Below are 16,709 nucleotides of genomic sequence, written 5' to 3'. Positions count from 1 at the left end.
AAATTTTGAAAATTGTTGAAAATAAATTTGACACGTTTCCAAAGCGCCATTAAGATTCGCCCCGTCCTCACCGATGAGGGGCTATAGCTCAGCTGGGAGAGCGCTTGCATGGCATGCAAGAGGTCAACGGTTCGATCCCGTTTAGCTCCACCAATTTACAGGTTCAAGGTCTGGCCACACCGTCCTTGAATCGATCAGTTCTCAGCGCTGATCAGTTGTACAGAAGGTTTTGTCCCCTTCGTCTAGTGGCCTAGGACACCGCCCTTTCACGGCGGTAACAGGGGTTCGAGTCCCCTAGGGGACGCCAGTTTCAACAAGCAGTTCGAAAGGCCTGCTGCGTCGCGAGACGAAAAATCTGGGGCTATAGCTCAGCTGGGAGAGCGCTTGCATGGCATGCAAGAGGTCAACGGTTCGATCCCGTTTAGCTCCACCAATTTACAGGTTCAAGGTCTGGCCACACCGGCTTTGAATCGATCAGTTCTCAGCACTGATCAGTTGTATAGAAGGTTTGTGTCCCCTTCGTCTAGTGGCCTAGGACACCGCCCTTTCACGGCGGTAACAGGGGTTCGAGTCCCCTAGGGGACGCCACGATTACCCGCTCTGCGGGATTTTTAAGGGTCATTCAATTATTGAATGGCCCTTTTGTTTGTCTGGCGTTTGGGTTTTTACCTCACCTGGTTACGGCATTCGTCGAACCACATGGGCGGTGCGCAAGGATTTGTTGATGCGCGCCAGTTCCTGCGCAGGGCTGACTTCCGGGCCCTGGTTCTGGGCGTTGATCAGTGCGACGTTCCACATCTCCACGCGAATGCCGGGCAGGCGTGACAAGGCGCGCAGGCAGGCCTGGTCTTGCGGGTCGTTCGGGTGATAGATGTTGGCGGTCTCGATGACCAGCGTGGTATTCGGGAAGCGCAGCTGAATCTCTTCCATGTATTGCTTGAACAGCACGCAGCACTGGCGGCACGGCGAGTTGTTGATGCTCACCACGATCTCCTGATAGCCCGCATCGAATACCCATTCATTGGCCCGCAGCGCCTCCAGGAAGTTGGCTTCAGCGTGCCCGTCCCGGTCGTTGAAGAATTTGCCGAACGGTTGGTTGCCCACGCCTTCGGCTTCGATCTTCGCGATCAGCACCGTGCGAAAACCGCTGATGAAGTTGGCCGTGTATTCATTGTCGAAAACATAGGGTGCCTCGCCGGCCACCCATGCGCAGTTCTCGTTTTGCTGCGTCCAGGCCATGACGTTCTCTCCGCTGTAGGGTGTGTTGCATCGACAACGGCTGAAGCGACGGTTTTATTCCATTATTTGCAGAGGGGGCGCTCAGACGAGCGGTCATGCTGGTGGCTTGCCAAATATTATTATGGCAATAATATTCAACCCATGAGAAACGGAGGCTTTGATGAGCGATAAAAAAGCGCAAACCCGCGAACGCATTTTGCAGGCTGCCAGTGCGGCGTTGATCCAGCGCGGCCCGGCCGAGCCGAGCGTCGGGGAAGTCATGGGAGCGGCAGGGCTCACCGTCGGTGGGTTCTACGCGCACTTTGAAAGCAAGGACGCGCTGATGCTGGAGGCTTTCACTCAACTGTTGGCCAAGCGCCGCGCGTCGATCGACGACATGGACGAGCAACTGACCGGTGAAGAGCGCAGGAGCCTGGTAGCCGCGTTCTACCTGTCGCGCAAGCACCGCGACTCCACGGCCCAGGCTTGCCCGATCCCCGCCACTGTCGGCGAGATGGCGCGCCTGCCGGACACCTTCCGCGACGCCTTGAACGAACACGTGGAGCTGATGGCCGCCCAATTGGCCGCCAGCCCCGAAGACACCGACAAGGCCCTGGCCGACATGGCGTTGATGATCGGTGGCCTGGCCCTGGCTCGCGCCTTGGGCCCGGGTGAGTTGTCCGACCGTGTGTTACGCGCAGCCAAGTCGGCCGTGCGCTAAGAGAGGATTCGCATCATGGGCGCCCTGACCTGGATTCGTGGTTTCAATAACACCGTTGGCCGCCTGGCGCCGCACACGGTGGCGGGCAGAATGCGGCGTACCTTCATGACCCCGCGCGACCTGCCGCCGCGTGACTGGGAGTTGCCACTGCTCGCGCAATCGGAGCGCATCACCTTGCGTTTCGGTCTGTCCGCCCTGCGTTGGGGGCAAGGTCCTGCGGTGCTGTTGATGCACGGCTGGGAAGGGCGCCCTACACAGTTTGCCAGCCTGATCACCGCCCTGGTGCAAAACGGGTATTCGGTGATTGCTTTGGATGGCCCGGCTCATGGTCGTTCGCCGGGGCGTGAGGCGCACGTGCTGCTGTTCGCCCGAGCCATGCTGGAGGCGGCCAATGAGTTGCCACCCTTGCACGCCGTGGTCGGTCACTCCATGGGCGGCGCCAGCGCGATGCTGGCGGTGCAACTGGGGTTGCGCACCGAGGCGCTGGTCAGTATTGCTGCGCCGTCGCGCTTTCTCGATGTGCTGCGCGGCTTTACCCGAATGGTGGGTTTGCCGCCGCGTGCGCGCTCGGCGTTTATCCAGGAGGTCGAGCTGACCTTCGGCATGCCGCTCAAGCACCTGGATGTGGCTCACTACCAGATGAATATGCCCGGCCTGATCGTGCACGCCGAAGACGACACGTTCGTACCGGTCAAGGCGTCCCAGGCCATCCACGAGGCCTGGTTCGACAGCCGCCTGCTGCGCCTGGAGCAGGGCGGGCACCAGCGCGTGCTGGCCGATCCCCGCGTGATCGAGGGCGTATTGGCCCTGCTGGCCGGTCGTCGTGTGCAGGAGCGGCAAACCGCCTGATACACTGCTCCCGCCGACATCAATCGACTGGAGCAAGGCATGGGCTGGGATCTGGCAACACCGTTTATCATCGACCTGCAGGTCGCCGCTGAAGACATCGACGGCCTGGGGCACGCCAATAACGCGGTGTACGTGTCCTGGCTGGAGCGCTGCGCGTGGCGCCATTCCCAGCGCCTGGGGCTGGACCTTACCGAGTACCGCCGCCTGGACCGTGCCATGGCCGTGGTGCGCCATGAGATCGACTACCTGGCCGCCGGCTATGAGGGCGACGAGCTGCAACTGGCCACCTGGATCGTCGACTGGGACCAGCGCCTGAAAATGACCCGTCGCTTCCAGCTGATGCGCCCTCGCGATGGCGCGACCCTGCTGCGTGCGCAAACCACCTTTGTGTGCATCGAACTGTCCACTGGCAAGCCCAAGCGCATGCCGCCCGAGTTCCTCGACGGTTACGGCCCGGCGCTGCGCAACTGACGGGGGGTTAGCGGTTGCGGTGGGAAACCCAGTAAACTGCGCCACGATTTTTGTTGAGTGTTTTCCATGCAAATTGCTTTGGCGCCCATGGAGGGGTTGGTCGACAACATCCTGCGGGACGTGCTGACCCGTGTCGGCGGTATCGACTGGTGTGTGACCGAGTTCATCCGCGTCAATGATCGCCTGCTCACCCCGGCCTATTTTCACAAGCTCGCCCCGGAGCTGCTGCACGGTGCCCACACCGCGGCGGGTGTGCCACTGCGCGTGCAATTGCTCGGCTCCGACCCGGTGTGCCTGGCGGAAAACGCCGCCCTGGCCTGTGAGCTGGGTTCGCAGGTGATCGATCTGAACTTCGGCTGCCCCGCCAAGACGGTGAACAAGTCTCGTGGCGGTGCGGTGCTGCTCAAGGAGCCGGAGTTGCTCAATCAGATCGTTGAGCACGTACGTCGTGCGGTGCCTGCGCACATCCCTGTGACTGCCAAGATGCGCCTGGGCTTCGACAGCCCGGACGGCGCGCTGGTGTGCGCCACGGCCTTGGCCGAAGGCGGCGCGGCGCATATCGTGGTGCATGCGCGCACCAAGACCGATGGCTACAAGCCGCCCGCCCATTGGGAGTGGATCCCGCGTGTGCAGGACGTGGTCAAGGTGCCGGTGTTCGCCAATGGCGACATCTGGAGTGTCGAAGACTGGAAGCGCTGCCGTGAAGTCAGCGGCGCCGAAGACATCATGCTCGGCCGTGGCCTGGTGGCACGTCCCGACCTGGCGCGCCAGATTGCCGCCGCGCGCGCCGGCGAAGAGGTGGTGGAAATGACCTGGGCGCAGATGCAACCCATGCTCCAGGATTTCTGGACCCAATCGGTCGAGCAACTGACCGAGCGCCAGGCGCCGGGCCGCTTGAAACAATGGCTGGCAATGTTGACACGCAACTACCCCGAGGCGGTGGAGCTGTTCACGGCCTTGCGCCGGGAGACCGAGCTGGAGCAGGTCAGCCGCTTGCTGGGCATGCCACATCCCGCCGTCGCGGCGTAGCGATACCTCTTCAAGAAAGGGCGCCATTGGCGCCCTTTTCTTATTGTGAAATGGGATGGTCGGAACCGAATAACGCTGGAGCCCACGAACCTCGGGTACATCCCTCTGGAATCATGGTTCATGAATGCTCCGGTATTAAACGCCCCCGCTTTTGCATCACCGCCTCAGTACCCGTTCTCCGCCGGGCAGCCTTCAGTGCCGGTGGCGGAAAAAACCACCAACTGGGCTAACGCTTTTAATGTCGCCGAGCGACGGTTTGGTGAGAACTTTGACGGCACAAGCCATGCTGCCGTGATCAAAATGATGATGGCGACACTGGGTCCTACGCCGGCCGACATGTTCGATCAAGTCACGTCTTCTGGTAGCGGCTACGACGTGACGATGAAAGATGAATTCAAAGTGCATGTCTCGCAGGATGAATTGAGCCAAGTGGCCCAGGCATCGAGGTTTGGTGGTGATGACGTTGAGGTGGTCAGGGCTGCCAACTTTGCATTGGCGGTCTTTGTGAAACGCAAGCAGAGCGTCGGGGGGTATGCGAGTTTTGCGGCGGCGCTGGCCAAGACGCTCCAGGGTGAAACCACATTGAGATGCTTGCAGGGGATGGGGGTGTATGGCCTGTCCCAATATGTGTCGCCGGGTGAGATGGTGGGCGAGGGCGTGGTGGCGGTGATGGGTACCCACAACTTTGGCAGCACATTGGTCGTGGACGGGGTCGGTCGCCGCGATGGCTTTCCAATGCCAGTCGGTAATCGCTATGGCTACAGATTGTTCCCAGTACTTCGCGGTCGAGTTCGGCTGGGGCAGTGCCCACCAGTGAAAAGCCTAAGGATATCTGGAGCGGCTTTTATCAGGGCGCCAATGGCAATTGCGCGACAGTGTCGGCGATCAAGGCTGCGATGATGAGATTTGGGCAGAAACCGAAGGATATTTTTCGTACGGTGACTGAGCGCCCCGAGGGTTTTGAAGTCACTATGCGCGACGGCTTCCCCTTAACGCTTACTCATGAAGAACTGGCCAAGGCCAGGCGGGTGTCGCAATTGACGGGGGCTGATCCGGTGTTGCTGGAGGATGCCAACTTCTTGTATGCGGTGAGCGCAAAGCGAGCGCAATCGGAGAACAACGACTTTCGCGCAAGGCAGAGTTTCGAAGTGGCCATGCAGACGCTCAACGACGGTGATTTCCCTGGTAATGCACTGCGCCGATTGGGCTTGTTTGCCTACATACGCGAAAGCAATGCGGAGGAACTGGCCAAGGGCGCCATTGGTACCTTGGCCGGTAATGGGCATTCAGTGGCCGTGATTGATGGCGCCCTCGACCTGTTTGGGAAGAAGGAAAGCCTTCTTTCATCGAGTTGGATGAGCAATAGTTTGTGGGCGCAGAAGTTGGTATGACGGCTACCCCAACAACCGCCTGAACCCCTCGATCGGCAACGGCCGGCTATGCAAATACCCCTGGAACACGTGGCAACCCAGCCTCTGCAAAAACGCCAATTGTTCCGGGGTTTCCACGCCCTCGGCGATCACCTCCAGGTTCAAGCTGCGGGCCATGGCTACGATGGCGCGGATGATTTCGGCGTCGTTGGGGTCGTGGGTTGCATCGCGCACAAACGATTGGTCGATCTTCAGCGCATCCACCGGCAGGCGCTTGAGGTAGGTGAGCGAGGAGTAGCCGGTACCGAAGTCATCCATCGCAAAACTCACGCCGAGTTTTTTCAGGCGGCGCATCTTGGCTACGGTGTCGTCCAGGTTCTGGATCACGATGCCTTCGGTGATCTCCAGTTTCAGCAGGCTGCACGGCAGCTGGTGCTGGCTGAGGCTGCGCTGCACCCGTTCCACAAAGTCGTTCTGGCGAAACTGGCGCGGGCTGATGTTCACGCACAGGCTGAACTTCAGCGGGTCTACCAGGCCGTCGGCGATCAATTGCTGAAAGGCGGCACACGCTTCGTCGAGGATCCAGGTGCCCACTTCCAGGATCAGGCCGCTGTCTTCCAGCACTTTGATGAATTCCGTGGGCGATTGCGCGCCCAGTTGCGGGTGCTGCCAGCGCACCAGGGCTTCGGCGCCGATGATCTTGTTGCCACGCGCATCCACCTGAGGCTGGTAATGCACGCTGAACTCGCCACGTGACAAGGCCAGGCGCAGGTCGGTTTCCATGCGCAGGCGTTCGCTGGCGGTTTTCTGCATGCTGTTGTGGAACATCTGCGTGGTGTTGCGCCCCGAATCCTTGGCGCGGTACAGGGCAATGTCGGCGCGCTTGAGCAGGTCGGCCGGGGTGGAGCCGTGATCGGGGATCAGCGCCACGCCAATGCTCGGCGTGACCTGCAGGCGGTGGCCGTCGAGGAACATCGGTTCCGAGAGCAGCTCGCGCAAGGTGTCGGCCAGTTCCTGCACCTGGGCGCTGACTTCGGTGCGTGTGCCGTCCAGGCCGCTGAGCAGCACCACAAACTCGTCACCGCCCAGGCGCGCCACGGTGTCTTCCATGCGCACGCTGGCTTCCAGGCGCGCGGTGACGATTTTCAACACGGTGTCGCCCACCGGGTGCCCGAGCGAATCGTTGATGTGCTTGAAGTGGTCCAGGTCCAGGAACAGCAGGGCGCCGCGCAGGTTGTGACGCTTGAGCAGGGCGATCTGCTGGCTCAGGCGGTCCATCAGCAGGGCGCGATTGGGCAGGTTGGTCAGCGGGTCGTGGTAGGCCAGGTGGCGGATCTGCGCCTGAGCATTTTTCAGCAGGCTCACGTCGCGGGCGGTCAGCAGCAGGCAGGGCGTCTCGTTGAGGGTAATCGGTTCTACCGACACTTCCACCGCCAGCAACTCGCCGCGCTTGTTATGCCAGAGCATTTCCAGGTGATGGATGCGCCCCTTGATCTGCAACTCCGCCAGCAGCGCAGCGCGCTGGTTTTCATCGGCCCAGATGCCGATCTGGTACAGGGTGAGGCCGATGGCTTCTTCGGCGCGATAACCGGTCAGTCGGCAGAACCCGTCATTGACCTCCACGTACCGGCCGGTATCGCGCTCGGTGATGGAAATGGCGTCGGGGCTGGAATGGAAGGCCTTGGCGAACTTCTCTTCACTGGCCTTCAGCGCCGCTTCCGAACGCTGTTGCTGGGTAATGTCGCGCAGCGTGGTGACGATGCACGGTTGGTCGCCGACCTTGATCAGCCGGCTGGAAATCACGCAGGTCAGGCTCTGGCCGTTCTTGTGGTGCACCACAATCGCCACATTGCTCAACGATTGCTCGCGAATCACCCGCTCGATGCGCTGCAGGCGTTTGCTGGAGTCGTCCCACAGGCCGATCTGGTCGGCGCTCTTGTCGATGACCTCGGCGGCTGTCCAGCCGAATGTTTGGGTAAAGGCCGGGTTGATCTCGATGAATTCGCCGCTGTCCAGGCACGTGACGCAAATGGGGTCGGGGCTGGCCTGGAACAGGCTGGCGAACTTTTCTTCAGAAGCAGTCAGGCGTTGCTCGCGTTCCACCTGGTCGGTGATGTCCAGCAAGGTGCCGGCCATGCGCAGCGGCTTGCCGGCGTCATCGCGGTACAGGCGTGCGCGGCTTTCCAGGTAGCGCGGGCTGCCGTCCTCCATCAGCACGCGATAGGTCAGTTGATAGTTACCTTCAGGGCCTTCGCGCAGGCTGCGGTAGGCGTTGCGCATGCCTTCGCGGTCTTCATCGGACATGCCCTCGAAAAATGCATCGAAGGATTCATGGAAGGGTTCGGGCGGCAGGCCGTGCAATTGGGCGGCGCGGGCCGAGCCGTAGAGCATGCCGGTGGGGATGTGCCAGTCCCAGGTGCCCAACTGCGCCGAGTCCAGGGCCAGGTCGAGGCGCTCCTGGCTGTCCTTGAGGGCCTGCTCGGCGTTTTTGCGCTCGGTGGTGTCCAGGAACGTACTGATCAGGTAGGCCTCGCCCTCCAGCTCGACTTTCTGCGCGCTGAGGGTGCCATCGTGGATCTGGCCGTTGCTGGCACAAAACTGCACCTCCATGGTGATCGGCTCGCCTTTGCGCTGGGTCGCCTTGACCAGCAGCGCACGCTGTTCGGGGTGGCGCCACAGGCCAAGGTCGAGGGTGGTACGGCCGATGACGTCGGCGACCGGCCAACCGAACAGCATCTCGAAATACTGGTTGGCCTCGCTGATCAGGCCGTCGGACTGGCGGGTGAGCAACACCATGTTCGGGCACAGGTGAAACAGCGTGGCGAAGCGTTTTTCGGAGTGGCCAAGGGCATTTTCCCGTTCGCGCTGGTGGGTGATTTCGCGGATCACCCCGATCATGCGACGGCGGCCGGCCTTGTCTGGCGCCAGGCTGCCGTTGATTTCCAGCCAGTGCAGGCTGCCGTCGGGCCATTGGATGCGGTGGTGCATGGCCTGCTCGAACGGTTCGCCGGCCAGCACGGCATGAAAGGCCCGCACCACACGGGCACTGTCTTCGGGGGCGAGCAGGTCGAGGTAGTCCAGGTCCTTGGGCAGCGGCTGCCGGGGGTCGAAGCCGAACAGCGCCTGGGTGCCCCGCGACCAGCTGATGCGCCCGCTGTCGATTTCCCAGCACCACGCACCCAGCCGGGCAGCGTTCAGCGCTGCCAGCAGCTGTGGGGCGCTGTCCCAGCTCTGTTCCGCCTCTTGAGGGTCAAGGGCGTAGATGCGGGGCAGGGGTGGCACGGAATCGACGGGGTTGCGCATTATCAAAGGGCCTTGGCTCGATGGGCGTTCGGCGCGGGTTGGTTCAGGCCTTGAGGCCGCACAGCTTCATGCCGGTATCCCTGGCAGATCGACCTGTGCATCCAATAGGCTCATGAAAGCCCGCGCAGCGTTCGACAGCGTCCTTTCGGTGTGCACGATATAGCCTAGCTGGCGACTGAGCTGTATGCCCGGCAAAGCGATACTTGCCACCTGATCATCGAGCATGGTGCGCGGCAACACGCTCCAGGCCAAGCCGATGGAGACCATCATCTTGATAGTTTCCAGGTAGTTAGTGCTCATCGCGATGTTCGGCGTGAGGCCCTGGGCTTCGAACAGCCGGCTGACAATATGGTGGGTAAAGGTGTTGCCACCGGGGAAAACTGCCGGGTGCTTGGCGATATCCGCCAGGCTGACGGTGCCGTTGCTGGTGAGGCTGTGTTCCGGCGCGACCACGAAATCCAGCGGGTCATCCCAGACCGGCGTGGCGCGGACGAGGTTGTGCGGGTCGGGCGCCAAGGTGATCACCGCCACTTCGGCGCGGCCGTGGAGGATTTCTTCGTAGGCCACTTCCGAATCGAGGAACTGAATATCCAGCGCCACGTTGGGGTATTCCCGGGTAAAGGTGCGCAGCACCGGGGGCAGGCGGTGCAAGCCAATGTGATGGCTGGTGGCCAGAGTGAGCCGCCCGCTGACTTCGCCGGTGAGGTTGGTGAGGGCGCGGCGGGTGTCATCCAGCACGTTGAGGATCTGATAGGCGCGGGGCAGCAAGGCCCGCCCGGCCTCGGTCAGGCCGACTTCACGGCCCAGGCGATCAAACAGGCGCACCTTCAATTGTTGCTCAAGGCCGGCAATGCGCTTGCTGATGGCCGGTTGGGTCAGGTGCAGGCGTTCGCCGGCGCCGGAGAAGCTGCCGGTCTCGGCGATGGCGATAAAGGCATTGAGGTTGGCCAGGTCCATATGCTGTATTCCAGTTGGTAATCCAAAGCATAAAAAATATGAATTTGAGTTATTTAATGTAGCGCCATACCATCAGCCTCACAAGCCAAAGGGTTATTGAAAAGCCCGGCGTATGAAACACCGCTGATGAGGACCGACTGATGGCCGGCAAAACGCTTTACGACAAGCTTTGGGATTCCCATGAAGTGAAACGGCGCGACGATGGTTCGTCGCTGATCTATATCGACCGTCACATCATCCATGAAGTGACCTCGCCCCAAGCGTTCGAAGGCCTGCGGCTGGCCGGGCGCAAGCCTTGGCGCGTCGACTCCATCATCGCCACACCGGACCACAACGTACCGACCACTCCCGAGCGCAAAGGCGGCATCGACGCCATCGCCGACCAGGTGTCGCGCTTGCAGGTGCAGACCCTCGACGACTACTGCGACGAATATGGCATCACCGAATTCAAGATGAATGACGTGCGTCAAGGGATCGTTCACGTGATCGGCCCGGAGCAGGGTGCCACCTTGCCGGGCATGACCGTGGTCTGCGGTGACTCCCACACCTCCACCCACGGTGCGTTCGGCGCCTTGGCCCATGGCATCGGCACTTCCGAGGTGGAACATGTGTTCGCCACCCAGTGCCTGGTCGCCAAAAAGATGAAGAACATGTTGGTCAAGGTCGAGGGCACCTTGCCGTTCGGCGTGACCGCCAAGGACATCGTGCTCGCCGTGATCGGCAAGATCGGCACCGCCGGCGGTAATGGCCACGCCATCGAGTTCGCCGGCAGCGCGATCCGCGACCTCTCCATCGAAGGCCGCATGACCATCTGCAACATGTCCATCGAAGCCGGTGCCCGCGTGGGCATGGTGGCGGCGGACGAAAAGACCGTTGAATACGTAAAAGGCCGTCCATTCGCTCCGCAAGGTGCCGATTGGGAGGCCGCTGTCGAAGCCTGGAAAGACCTGGTCTCCGACGCCGATGCGGTGTTCGACACCGTGGTCGAGCTCGACGCTGCCCAGATCAAGCCGCAAGTCAGCTGGGGCACCTCGCCGGAAATGGTGTTGGCCGTCGACCAGAACGTGCCGGACCCGGCCAAGGAAACCGACCTGGTCAAGCGCGGTTCCATCGAGCGCGCCTTGAAGTACATGGGCTTGCAGGCCAACCAGGCGATCACCGATATCCAGTTGGATCGCGTGTTCATCGGTTCCTGCACCAACTCGCGGATCGAAGACCTGCGCGCCGCAGCCGTCATCGCCAAAGGCCGCAAGGTGGCCTCGACCATCAAGCAAGCCATCGTGGTGCCGGGTTCGGGCCTGGTGAAAGCGCAAGCCGAAGCCGAAGGCCTGGACAAGATCTTCCTTGAAGCCGGTTTTGAATGGCGCGAGCCAGGCTGCTCGATGTGCCTGGCGATGAACCCGGACCGCTTGGAGTCGGGCGAGCATTGCGCCTCCACCTCCAACCGTAACTTCGAAGGGCGCCAGGGCGCCGGTGGGCGTACTCACCTGGTCAGCCCGGCCATGGCGGCTGCCGCTGCCGTCAACGGTCGTTTCATCGACGTTCGCGAATTGATCTGAGGAATACCCGATGCGTGCTTTTACCCAACACACCGGCCTTGTCGCCCCTTTGGATCGTGCCAACGTCGACACTGACCAGATCATCCCCAAGCAGTTCTTGAAGTCGATCAAGCGCACCGGTTTCGGCCCCAACCTGTTCGACGAGTGGCGCTACCTGGACGTGGGTTACGCCTACCAGGACAACTCCAAGCGCCCGCTGAACAAGGACTTCGTGCTCAACGCCGAACGCTACCAAGGTGCCAGTGTGCTGCTGGCCCGCGAGAACTTCGGTTGCGGTTCCAGCCGTGAACACGCGCCATGGGCCCTGGAAGAATATGGCTTTCGCAGCATCATCGCGCCGAGCTATGCCGACATCTTCTTCAACAACAGCTTCAAGAACGGCTTGCTGCCGATCATCTTGAGCGATGCCGAAGTGGATGAGCTGTTCAAGCAAGTGGAGGCCGAGGAGGGCTACCAGCTCACCGTCGACCTGGCCGCGCAGACCGTGACCCGTCCGGATGGCAAGGTGTATCACTTTGAAGTGGACGCTTTCCGCAAGCACTGCCTGCTCAATGGCCTGGACGACATCGGCCTGACCTTGCAGGACGGCGACGCGATTGCCGCGTTTGAAGCCAAGCACCGGGCGAGCCAGCCTTGGTTGTTTCGCGATGCTTGATTGGCGGTAGACCGTGCAGGCCCCATCGCGGGCAAGCCCGGCTCCCACATTGGAATGCATTCCAACTGTAGGAGCTGGCTTGCCGGCGATAGCGCCCGTACAACCACCCCAAAACCCAAGGAAAAACCACCATGACCACCACCGCCCACACCCAAGTCGTGCAAAAACAATTCGGCGAGCAAGCCTCCGCCTACCTGAGCAGTGCCGTGCACGCCCAAGGCACCGAATTTGCGCTGCTGCAGGCCGAGCTGGCCGGGCAGGGCAGTGCGCGATTGCTGGATTTGGGCTGCGGTGCCGGTCATGTCAGCTTCCACGTTGCGCCGCTGGTCAACGAAGTGGTGGCCTACGACCTGTCCCAGCAGATGCTCGACGTGGTCGCCGCCGCTGCGAAAGACCGTAACCTGGGCAACATCCGCACCGTGCACGGCGCCGCCGAACGCTTGCCGTTCGCCGATGGCGAGTTCGACTTCGTGTTCAGCCGTTATTCGGCCCACCACTGGAGCGACCTCGGCCTGGCCCTGCGTGAAGTGCGCCGGGTGCTGAAGCCGGGCGGCGTGGCGGCCTTTGTCGACGTCTTGTCACCGGGCAGCCCGCTGTTGGACACTTACCTGCAAACCGTCGAAGTGCTGCGCGACACCAGCCACGTACGTGACTACAGCGCCGCCGAGTGGATGCAGCAGCTCAGTGAGTCCGGCCTGCATGTGCGCAACAGCAGCCGCCAACGCTTGCGCCTGGAATACACCTCATGGGTCGAGCGCATGCGCACGCCAGAGGTGCTGCGCGCAGCCATCCTTGAGCTGCAACAGGCGATGGGTCAGGAAGTGCGTGACTACTACGACATTCAAGCCGACGGCACCTTCAGCACCGACGTGCTGGTGGTGTTTGCCGAGCGCTGATCGATTTTTCCCGACCTGCCCGCGGGCAGGCCGCTTGATGAAATGAGGAACCCATGAGCAAGCAGATTCTGATTCTCCCTGGCGACGGTATTGGTCCGGAAATCATGGCCGAAGCGGTCAAGGTCCTGGAATTGGCCAACACCAAGTACAGCCTGGGCTTCGAGCTGAGCCACGACGTGATCGGCGGCGCCGCCATCGACAAGCACGGCGTACCGCTGGCCGATGAGACCCTGGACCGCGCCCGTGCGGCGGACGCCGTACTGCTCGGCGCCGTGGGTGGCCCGAAATGGGACAAGATCGAACGTGACATCCGCCCTGAGCGCGGCCTGTTGAAGATCCGTGCGCAACTGGGCCTGTTCGGCAACCTGCGCCCGGCGATCCTCTACCCGCAATTGGCTGATGCGTCGAGCCTCAAGCCGGACGTGGTCGCGGGCCTGGACATCCTGATCGTGCGTGAACTGACCGGCGGTATCTACTTTGGCTCGCCACGTGGCGTGCGTGAGTTGGAGAATGGCGAACGCCAGGCCTACGACACCCTGCCGTACAGCGAAAGCGAAATCCGCCGTATTGCCCGTGTCGGCTTCGACATGGCCCGTGTGCGTGGCAAGAAGGTCTGCTCGGTGGACAAGGCCAACGTGTTGGCCTCCAGCCAGCTGTGGCGTGAAATCGTCGAAGAAGTGGCCAAGGACTACCCGGATGTCGAACTGAGCCACATGTACGTCGACAACGCCGCCATGCAACTGGTGCGCGCACCCAAGCAGTTCGACGTGATCGTCACCGACAACCTGTTCGGCGACATCCTGTCCGACCAGGCCTCGATGCTCACCGGCTCCATCGGCATGCTGCCGTCGGCGTCCCTGGACACCAACAACAAGGGCATGTACGAGCCTTGCCACGGTTCGGCGCCAGACATCGCAGGCCAAGGCATTGCCAACCCGCTGGCGACCATTCTGTCGGTGTCGATGATGCTGCGTTACAGCTTCAACCTGAGTGAAGCGGCCGACGCCATAGAGAAGGCCGTGAGCCTGGTGCTGGACCAGGGTTTGCGCACCGGCGACATCTGGTCGCAGGGTTGCACCAAAGTTGGAACGCAAGAAATGGGCGACGCAGTAGTCGCCGCGCTGCGGAATCTGTAATCTCTCGGGCCCCCTTGCAGAAGTTTGCTGCAGGCGGCCCACTTTTTAACAAGGTGTAGTTGCGATGAAACGTGTAGGTCTGATCGGTTGGCGCGGTATGGTCGGTTCCGTGCTCATGCAGCGGATGCTGGAAGAGCAGGATTTCGATCTTATTGAGCCGGTGTTTTTCACCACTTCGAATGTGGGTGGCCAAGGGCCGTCTGTGGGCAAGGATATTGCCCCGCTCAAGGACGCCTACAGCATTGAAGAGCTGAAAACCCTCGACGTGATTCTGACCTGCCAGGGTGGCGACTACACCAGCGAAGTCTTCCCCAAGCTGCGCGAAGCCGGCTGGCAGGGTTACTGGATCGACGCCGCGTCGAGCCTGCGCATGCAGGACGACGCGGTGATCATCCTCGACCCGGTGAACCGCAAGGTCATCGACCAGCAGTTGGATGCGGGCACCAAGAACTACGTCGGCGGCAACTGCACCGTCAGCCTGATGCTGATGGGCCTGGGTGGCTTGTTCGAAGCCGGCCTGGTCGAGTGGATGAGTGCCATGACCTATCAGGCGGCCTCCGGTGCCGGCGCGCAGAACATGCGTGAGCTGATCAAGCAGATGGGCGCGACCCACGCGGCCGTGGCCGATCAACTGGCCGACCCGGCCAGCGCGATCCTCGACATCGACCGCCGCGTGGCCGAAGCCATGCGCAGCGATGCCTACCCGACCGAGAACTTCGGCGTGCCATTGGCCGGTAGCCTGATCCCGTGGATCGACAAAGAGCTGCCGAACGGCCAGAGCCGCGAAGAGTGGAAGGCCCAGGCCGAGACCAACAAGATCCTCGGTCGCTTCAAGAGCCCGATCCCGGTGGACGGCATCTGCGTGCGTATCGGCGCGATGCGCTGCCACAGCCAGGCACTGACCATCAAGCTGAACAAAGACGTGCCGATCGCCGATATCGAAGCGTTGATCAGCCAGCACAACCCATGGGTCAAGCTGGTGCCGAACAACCGCGACATCAGCATGCAGGAGCTGAGCCCGACCAAGGTCACCGGCACCCTGAATGTACCGGTGGGCCGCCTGCGCAAGCTGAACATGGGCACCCAGTACCTGGGCGCGTTCACCGTTGGCGACCAACTGCTGTGGGGCGCGGCCGAACCGCTGCGCCGCATGCTGCGGATCTTGCTGGAGCGTTGATCGCGTAAGGCAATAAGAAAAACCCGCGTTCTGGTGACAGGCGCGGGTTTTTTGTTGTTCTTGAGGTCGCCATTGCAGGCAAGTCGAATCGTCGCACCGCAGCTCCCACATTTTGATTTGTGAACACGGTCAAATGTGGGAGCTGGCTTGCCTGCGATAGGGCCATCAGCTCCACCGCATAAGCCGGTTCAATTGCCTCACCCCCAGCCACCCGGTAAAGTGCCGCTCCCCCCGCAATGCCCGAGGCAGCCCCCATGACCCAGACCTTTGATATCGCCGTGATCGGCGCCACCGGCACTGTCGGTGAAACCCTGGTGCAGATCCTCGAAGAACTGGACTTCCCGGTCGGCGCCCTGCATTTGCTGGCCGGCAGCAACTCGGCCGGTGCGTCGGTGCCGTTTCGCGGCAAGAACGTGCGGGTCAAGGAAGTCGACGAGTTTGATTTCAGCAAGGTGCAGCTGGCGTTCTTTGCCGCGGGCCCGGCTGTAACCTTGAGCTTCGCCCCGCGTGCTACGGCGGCGGGTTGCTCGGTGATCGATCTGTCCGGTGCGTTGCCGGCCGAACAAGCGCCTCAGGTTGTGCCGGAGGCCAATGCGCACGTGTTGAACGGGCTGAGCAAACCATTTCAGCTCGGTAGTCCAAGCCCATCGGCCACCAATCTGGCAGTGGTGCTGGCGCCGTTGCGCGGGTTGCTCGATATCCAGCGCGTCAGCGTCACCGCCAACCTGGCGGTGTCGGCCCAGGGCCGCGAAGCCGTCAGTGAGTTGGCCCGGCAGACCGCCGAGCTGTTGAACGTGCGACCGCTGGAGCCGCAGTTCTTTGATCGGCAAATGGCCTTCAACCTGCTGGCCCAGGTCGGCAAGCCAGACGCCCAAGGTCATACAGCCCTGGAGAAACGCCTCGTACACGAGCTGCGCGCAGTACTGGACATGCCGTTGCTGAAGATTTCCGCAACCTGCGTTCAAGCCCCGGTGTTTTTTGGCGATAGCCTGACTGTGTCATTGCAACTGGGGGCGCCGGTCGATCTGGCGGTCGTCAACCGCGTGCTTGAGGCTGCACCGGGTATCGAGCTGGTCGAGGAGGGCGATTACCCAACGGCCGTGGGCGATGCGGTGGGCCAGGACGTGGTCTACGTGGGCCGGGTTCGTGCAGGTGTGGATGACCCCGCGGAACTAAATCTGTGGCTGACGTCAGATAACGTACGCAAAGGCGCCGCCCTGAATGCGGTGCAGCTGGCGCAGTTGTTGATAAAAGGCCTTGCGTAAAAGATACTTGGCGGCAATTTGTAGATTGATTCTAGCCAGGCGCTATGCTTGGCCCCAAGCAGCAAAAGATGCGCGTCGGTGACCTATCGGCTCGCCATGCCTT

15 protein-coding genes and 4 tRNA genes are annotated in these 16,709 nt (G+C 61.7%); 16 read left to right on the top strand and 3 right to left on the bottom strand.

From position 1 onward, the window contains the following. The first annotated feature begins 77 nt into the window (after positions 1-77). The 4 genes from M2394_RS19435 to M2394_RS19420 all read left to right on the top strand — a co-directional run bounded on the left by M2394_RS19435 (position 78) and on the right by M2394_RS19420 (position 588). Positions 78-153, top strand: a tRNA-Ala gene (locus tag M2394_RS19435). 78 nt (positions 154-231) lie between these two features. Next, positions 232-307 (top strand) — tRNA-Glu (locus M2394_RS19430). Between the two features lie 50 nt (positions 308-357). Beyond that, a tRNA-Ala gene (locus M2394_RS19425) sits at positions 358-433 on the top strand. Positions 434-512: 79 nt separating this feature from the next. Then, a tRNA-Glu gene (locus tag M2394_RS19420) sits at positions 513-588 on the top strand. Between the two features lie 90 nt (positions 589-678). Here M2394_RS19420 and M2394_RS19415 read toward each other — a convergent pair. Further along, a complete protein-coding gene (locus tag M2394_RS19415) occupies positions 679-1,239 on the bottom strand; it encodes a hypothetical protein (protein WP_259173694.1) in 561 nt (186 codons plus the stop codon). 160 nt (positions 1,240-1,399) lie between these two features. Here M2394_RS19415 and M2394_RS19410 point away from each other — a divergent pair, with 160 nt between their 5' ends. The 6 genes from M2394_RS19410 (at position 1,400) to M2394_RS19385 (ending at position 5,679) form a co-directional block, all read left to right on the top strand. After that, on the top strand, positions 1,400-1,939 hold the full coding sequence (locus tag M2394_RS19410; protein WP_178924469.1) for a TetR/AcrR family transcriptional regulator: 540 nt from the start codon (positions 1,400-1,402) through the stop codon (positions 1,937-1,939). Between the two features lie 15 nt (positions 1,940-1,954). Further along, on the top strand, positions 1,955-2,788 hold the full coding sequence (locus tag M2394_RS19405) for an alpha/beta hydrolase (protein ID WP_178924467.1): 834 nt from the start codon (positions 1,955-1,957) through the stop codon (positions 2,786-2,788). A gap of 39 nt (positions 2,789-2,827) precedes the next feature. Further along, on the top strand, positions 2,828-3,259 hold the full coding sequence (locus M2394_RS19400; RefSeq protein ID WP_259173690.1) for a thioesterase family protein: 432 nt from the start codon (positions 2,828-2,830) through the stop codon (positions 3,257-3,259). A gap of 66 nt (positions 3,260-3,325) precedes the next feature. Continuing rightward, positions 3,326-4,288 (top strand): tRNA-dihydrouridine synthase, encoded by a 963-nt coding sequence (locus M2394_RS19395; protein ID WP_178924463.1) that lies wholly within the window; start codon positions 3,326-3,328, stop codon positions 4,286-4,288. A gap of 120 nt (positions 4,289-4,408) precedes the next feature. Then, positions 4,409-5,188 (top strand): hypothetical protein, encoded by a 780-nt coding sequence (locus M2394_RS19390; protein WP_259173688.1) that lies wholly within the window; start codon positions 4,409-4,411, stop codon positions 5,186-5,188. After that, entirely contained in the window at positions 5,164-5,679 is a 516-nt protein-coding gene (locus M2394_RS19385; RefSeq protein ID WP_259173686.1) for a hypothetical protein, read from the top strand. The genes M2394_RS19390 and M2394_RS19385 overlap by 25 nt, the downstream gene beginning before the upstream one ends. 3 nt (positions 5,680-5,682) lie before the next feature. On the opposite strand, the gene M2394_RS19380 is transcribed toward M2394_RS19385, so the two are convergent. Then, on the bottom strand, positions 5,683-8,961 hold the full coding sequence (locus M2394_RS19380) for an EAL domain-containing protein (protein WP_259173684.1): 3,279 nt from the start codon (positions 8,959-8,961) through the stop codon (positions 5,683-5,685). Between the two features lie 66 nt (positions 8,962-9,027). Then, entirely contained in the window at positions 9,028-9,918 is an 891-nt protein-coding gene (locus M2394_RS19375; RefSeq protein ID WP_178924457.1) for a LysR family transcriptional regulator, read from the bottom strand. Positions 9,919-10,058: 140 nt separating this feature from the next. Here M2394_RS19375 and leuC point away from each other — a divergent pair, with 140 nt between their 5' ends. From leuC to M2394_RS19345, 6 genes are all read left to right on the top strand, one after another. Beyond that, a complete protein-coding gene (gene leuC, locus M2394_RS19370; RefSeq protein ID WP_178924455.1) occupies positions 10,059-11,477 on the top strand; it encodes a 3-isopropylmalate dehydratase large subunit in 1,419 nt (472 codons plus the stop codon). Positions 11,478-11,487: 10 nt separating this feature from the next. After that, positions 11,488-12,132, top strand: a complete 645-nt coding sequence (gene leuD, locus M2394_RS19365; protein ID WP_259173683.1) for a 3-isopropylmalate dehydratase small subunit — start codon at positions 11,488-11,490, stop codon at positions 12,130-12,132. A gap of 131 nt (positions 12,133-12,263) precedes the next feature. Beyond that, a complete protein-coding gene (locus M2394_RS19360; protein WP_178924451.1) occupies positions 12,264-13,028 on the top strand; it encodes a class I SAM-dependent methyltransferase in 765 nt (254 codons plus the stop codon). 53 nt (positions 13,029-13,081) lie between these two features. Then, the gene (gene leuB, locus M2394_RS19355) at positions 13,082-14,164 is read left to right on the top strand and encodes a 3-isopropylmalate dehydrogenase (RefSeq protein WP_178924449.1); all 1,083 of its coding nucleotides are present in this window, start codon (positions 13,082-13,084) and stop codon (positions 14,162-14,164) included. A gap of 64 nt (positions 14,165-14,228) precedes the next feature. Then, on the top strand, positions 14,229-15,341 hold the full coding sequence (gene asd / locus M2394_RS19350) for an aspartate-semialdehyde dehydrogenase (RefSeq protein WP_178924447.1): 1,113 nt from the start codon (positions 14,229-14,231) through the stop codon (positions 15,339-15,341). Positions 15,342-15,595: 254 nt separating this feature from the next. Beyond that, on the top strand, positions 15,596-16,606 hold the full coding sequence (locus tag M2394_RS19345) for an aspartate-semialdehyde dehydrogenase (RefSeq protein ID WP_259173665.1): 1,011 nt from the start codon (positions 15,596-15,598) through the stop codon (positions 16,604-16,606). Positions 16,607-16,709: the final 103 nt, after the last annotated feature.

This window comes from Pseudomonas sp. BIGb0164, assembly GCF_024810135.1.
In the GTDB taxonomy this organism is placed as follows: Bacteria; Pseudomonadota; Gammaproteobacteria; order Pseudomonadales; family Pseudomonadaceae; genus Aquipseudomonas.
Note: the sequence above shows the minus strand (reverse complement) of the source record. Positions and strands in the feature narration are given on the sequence as shown.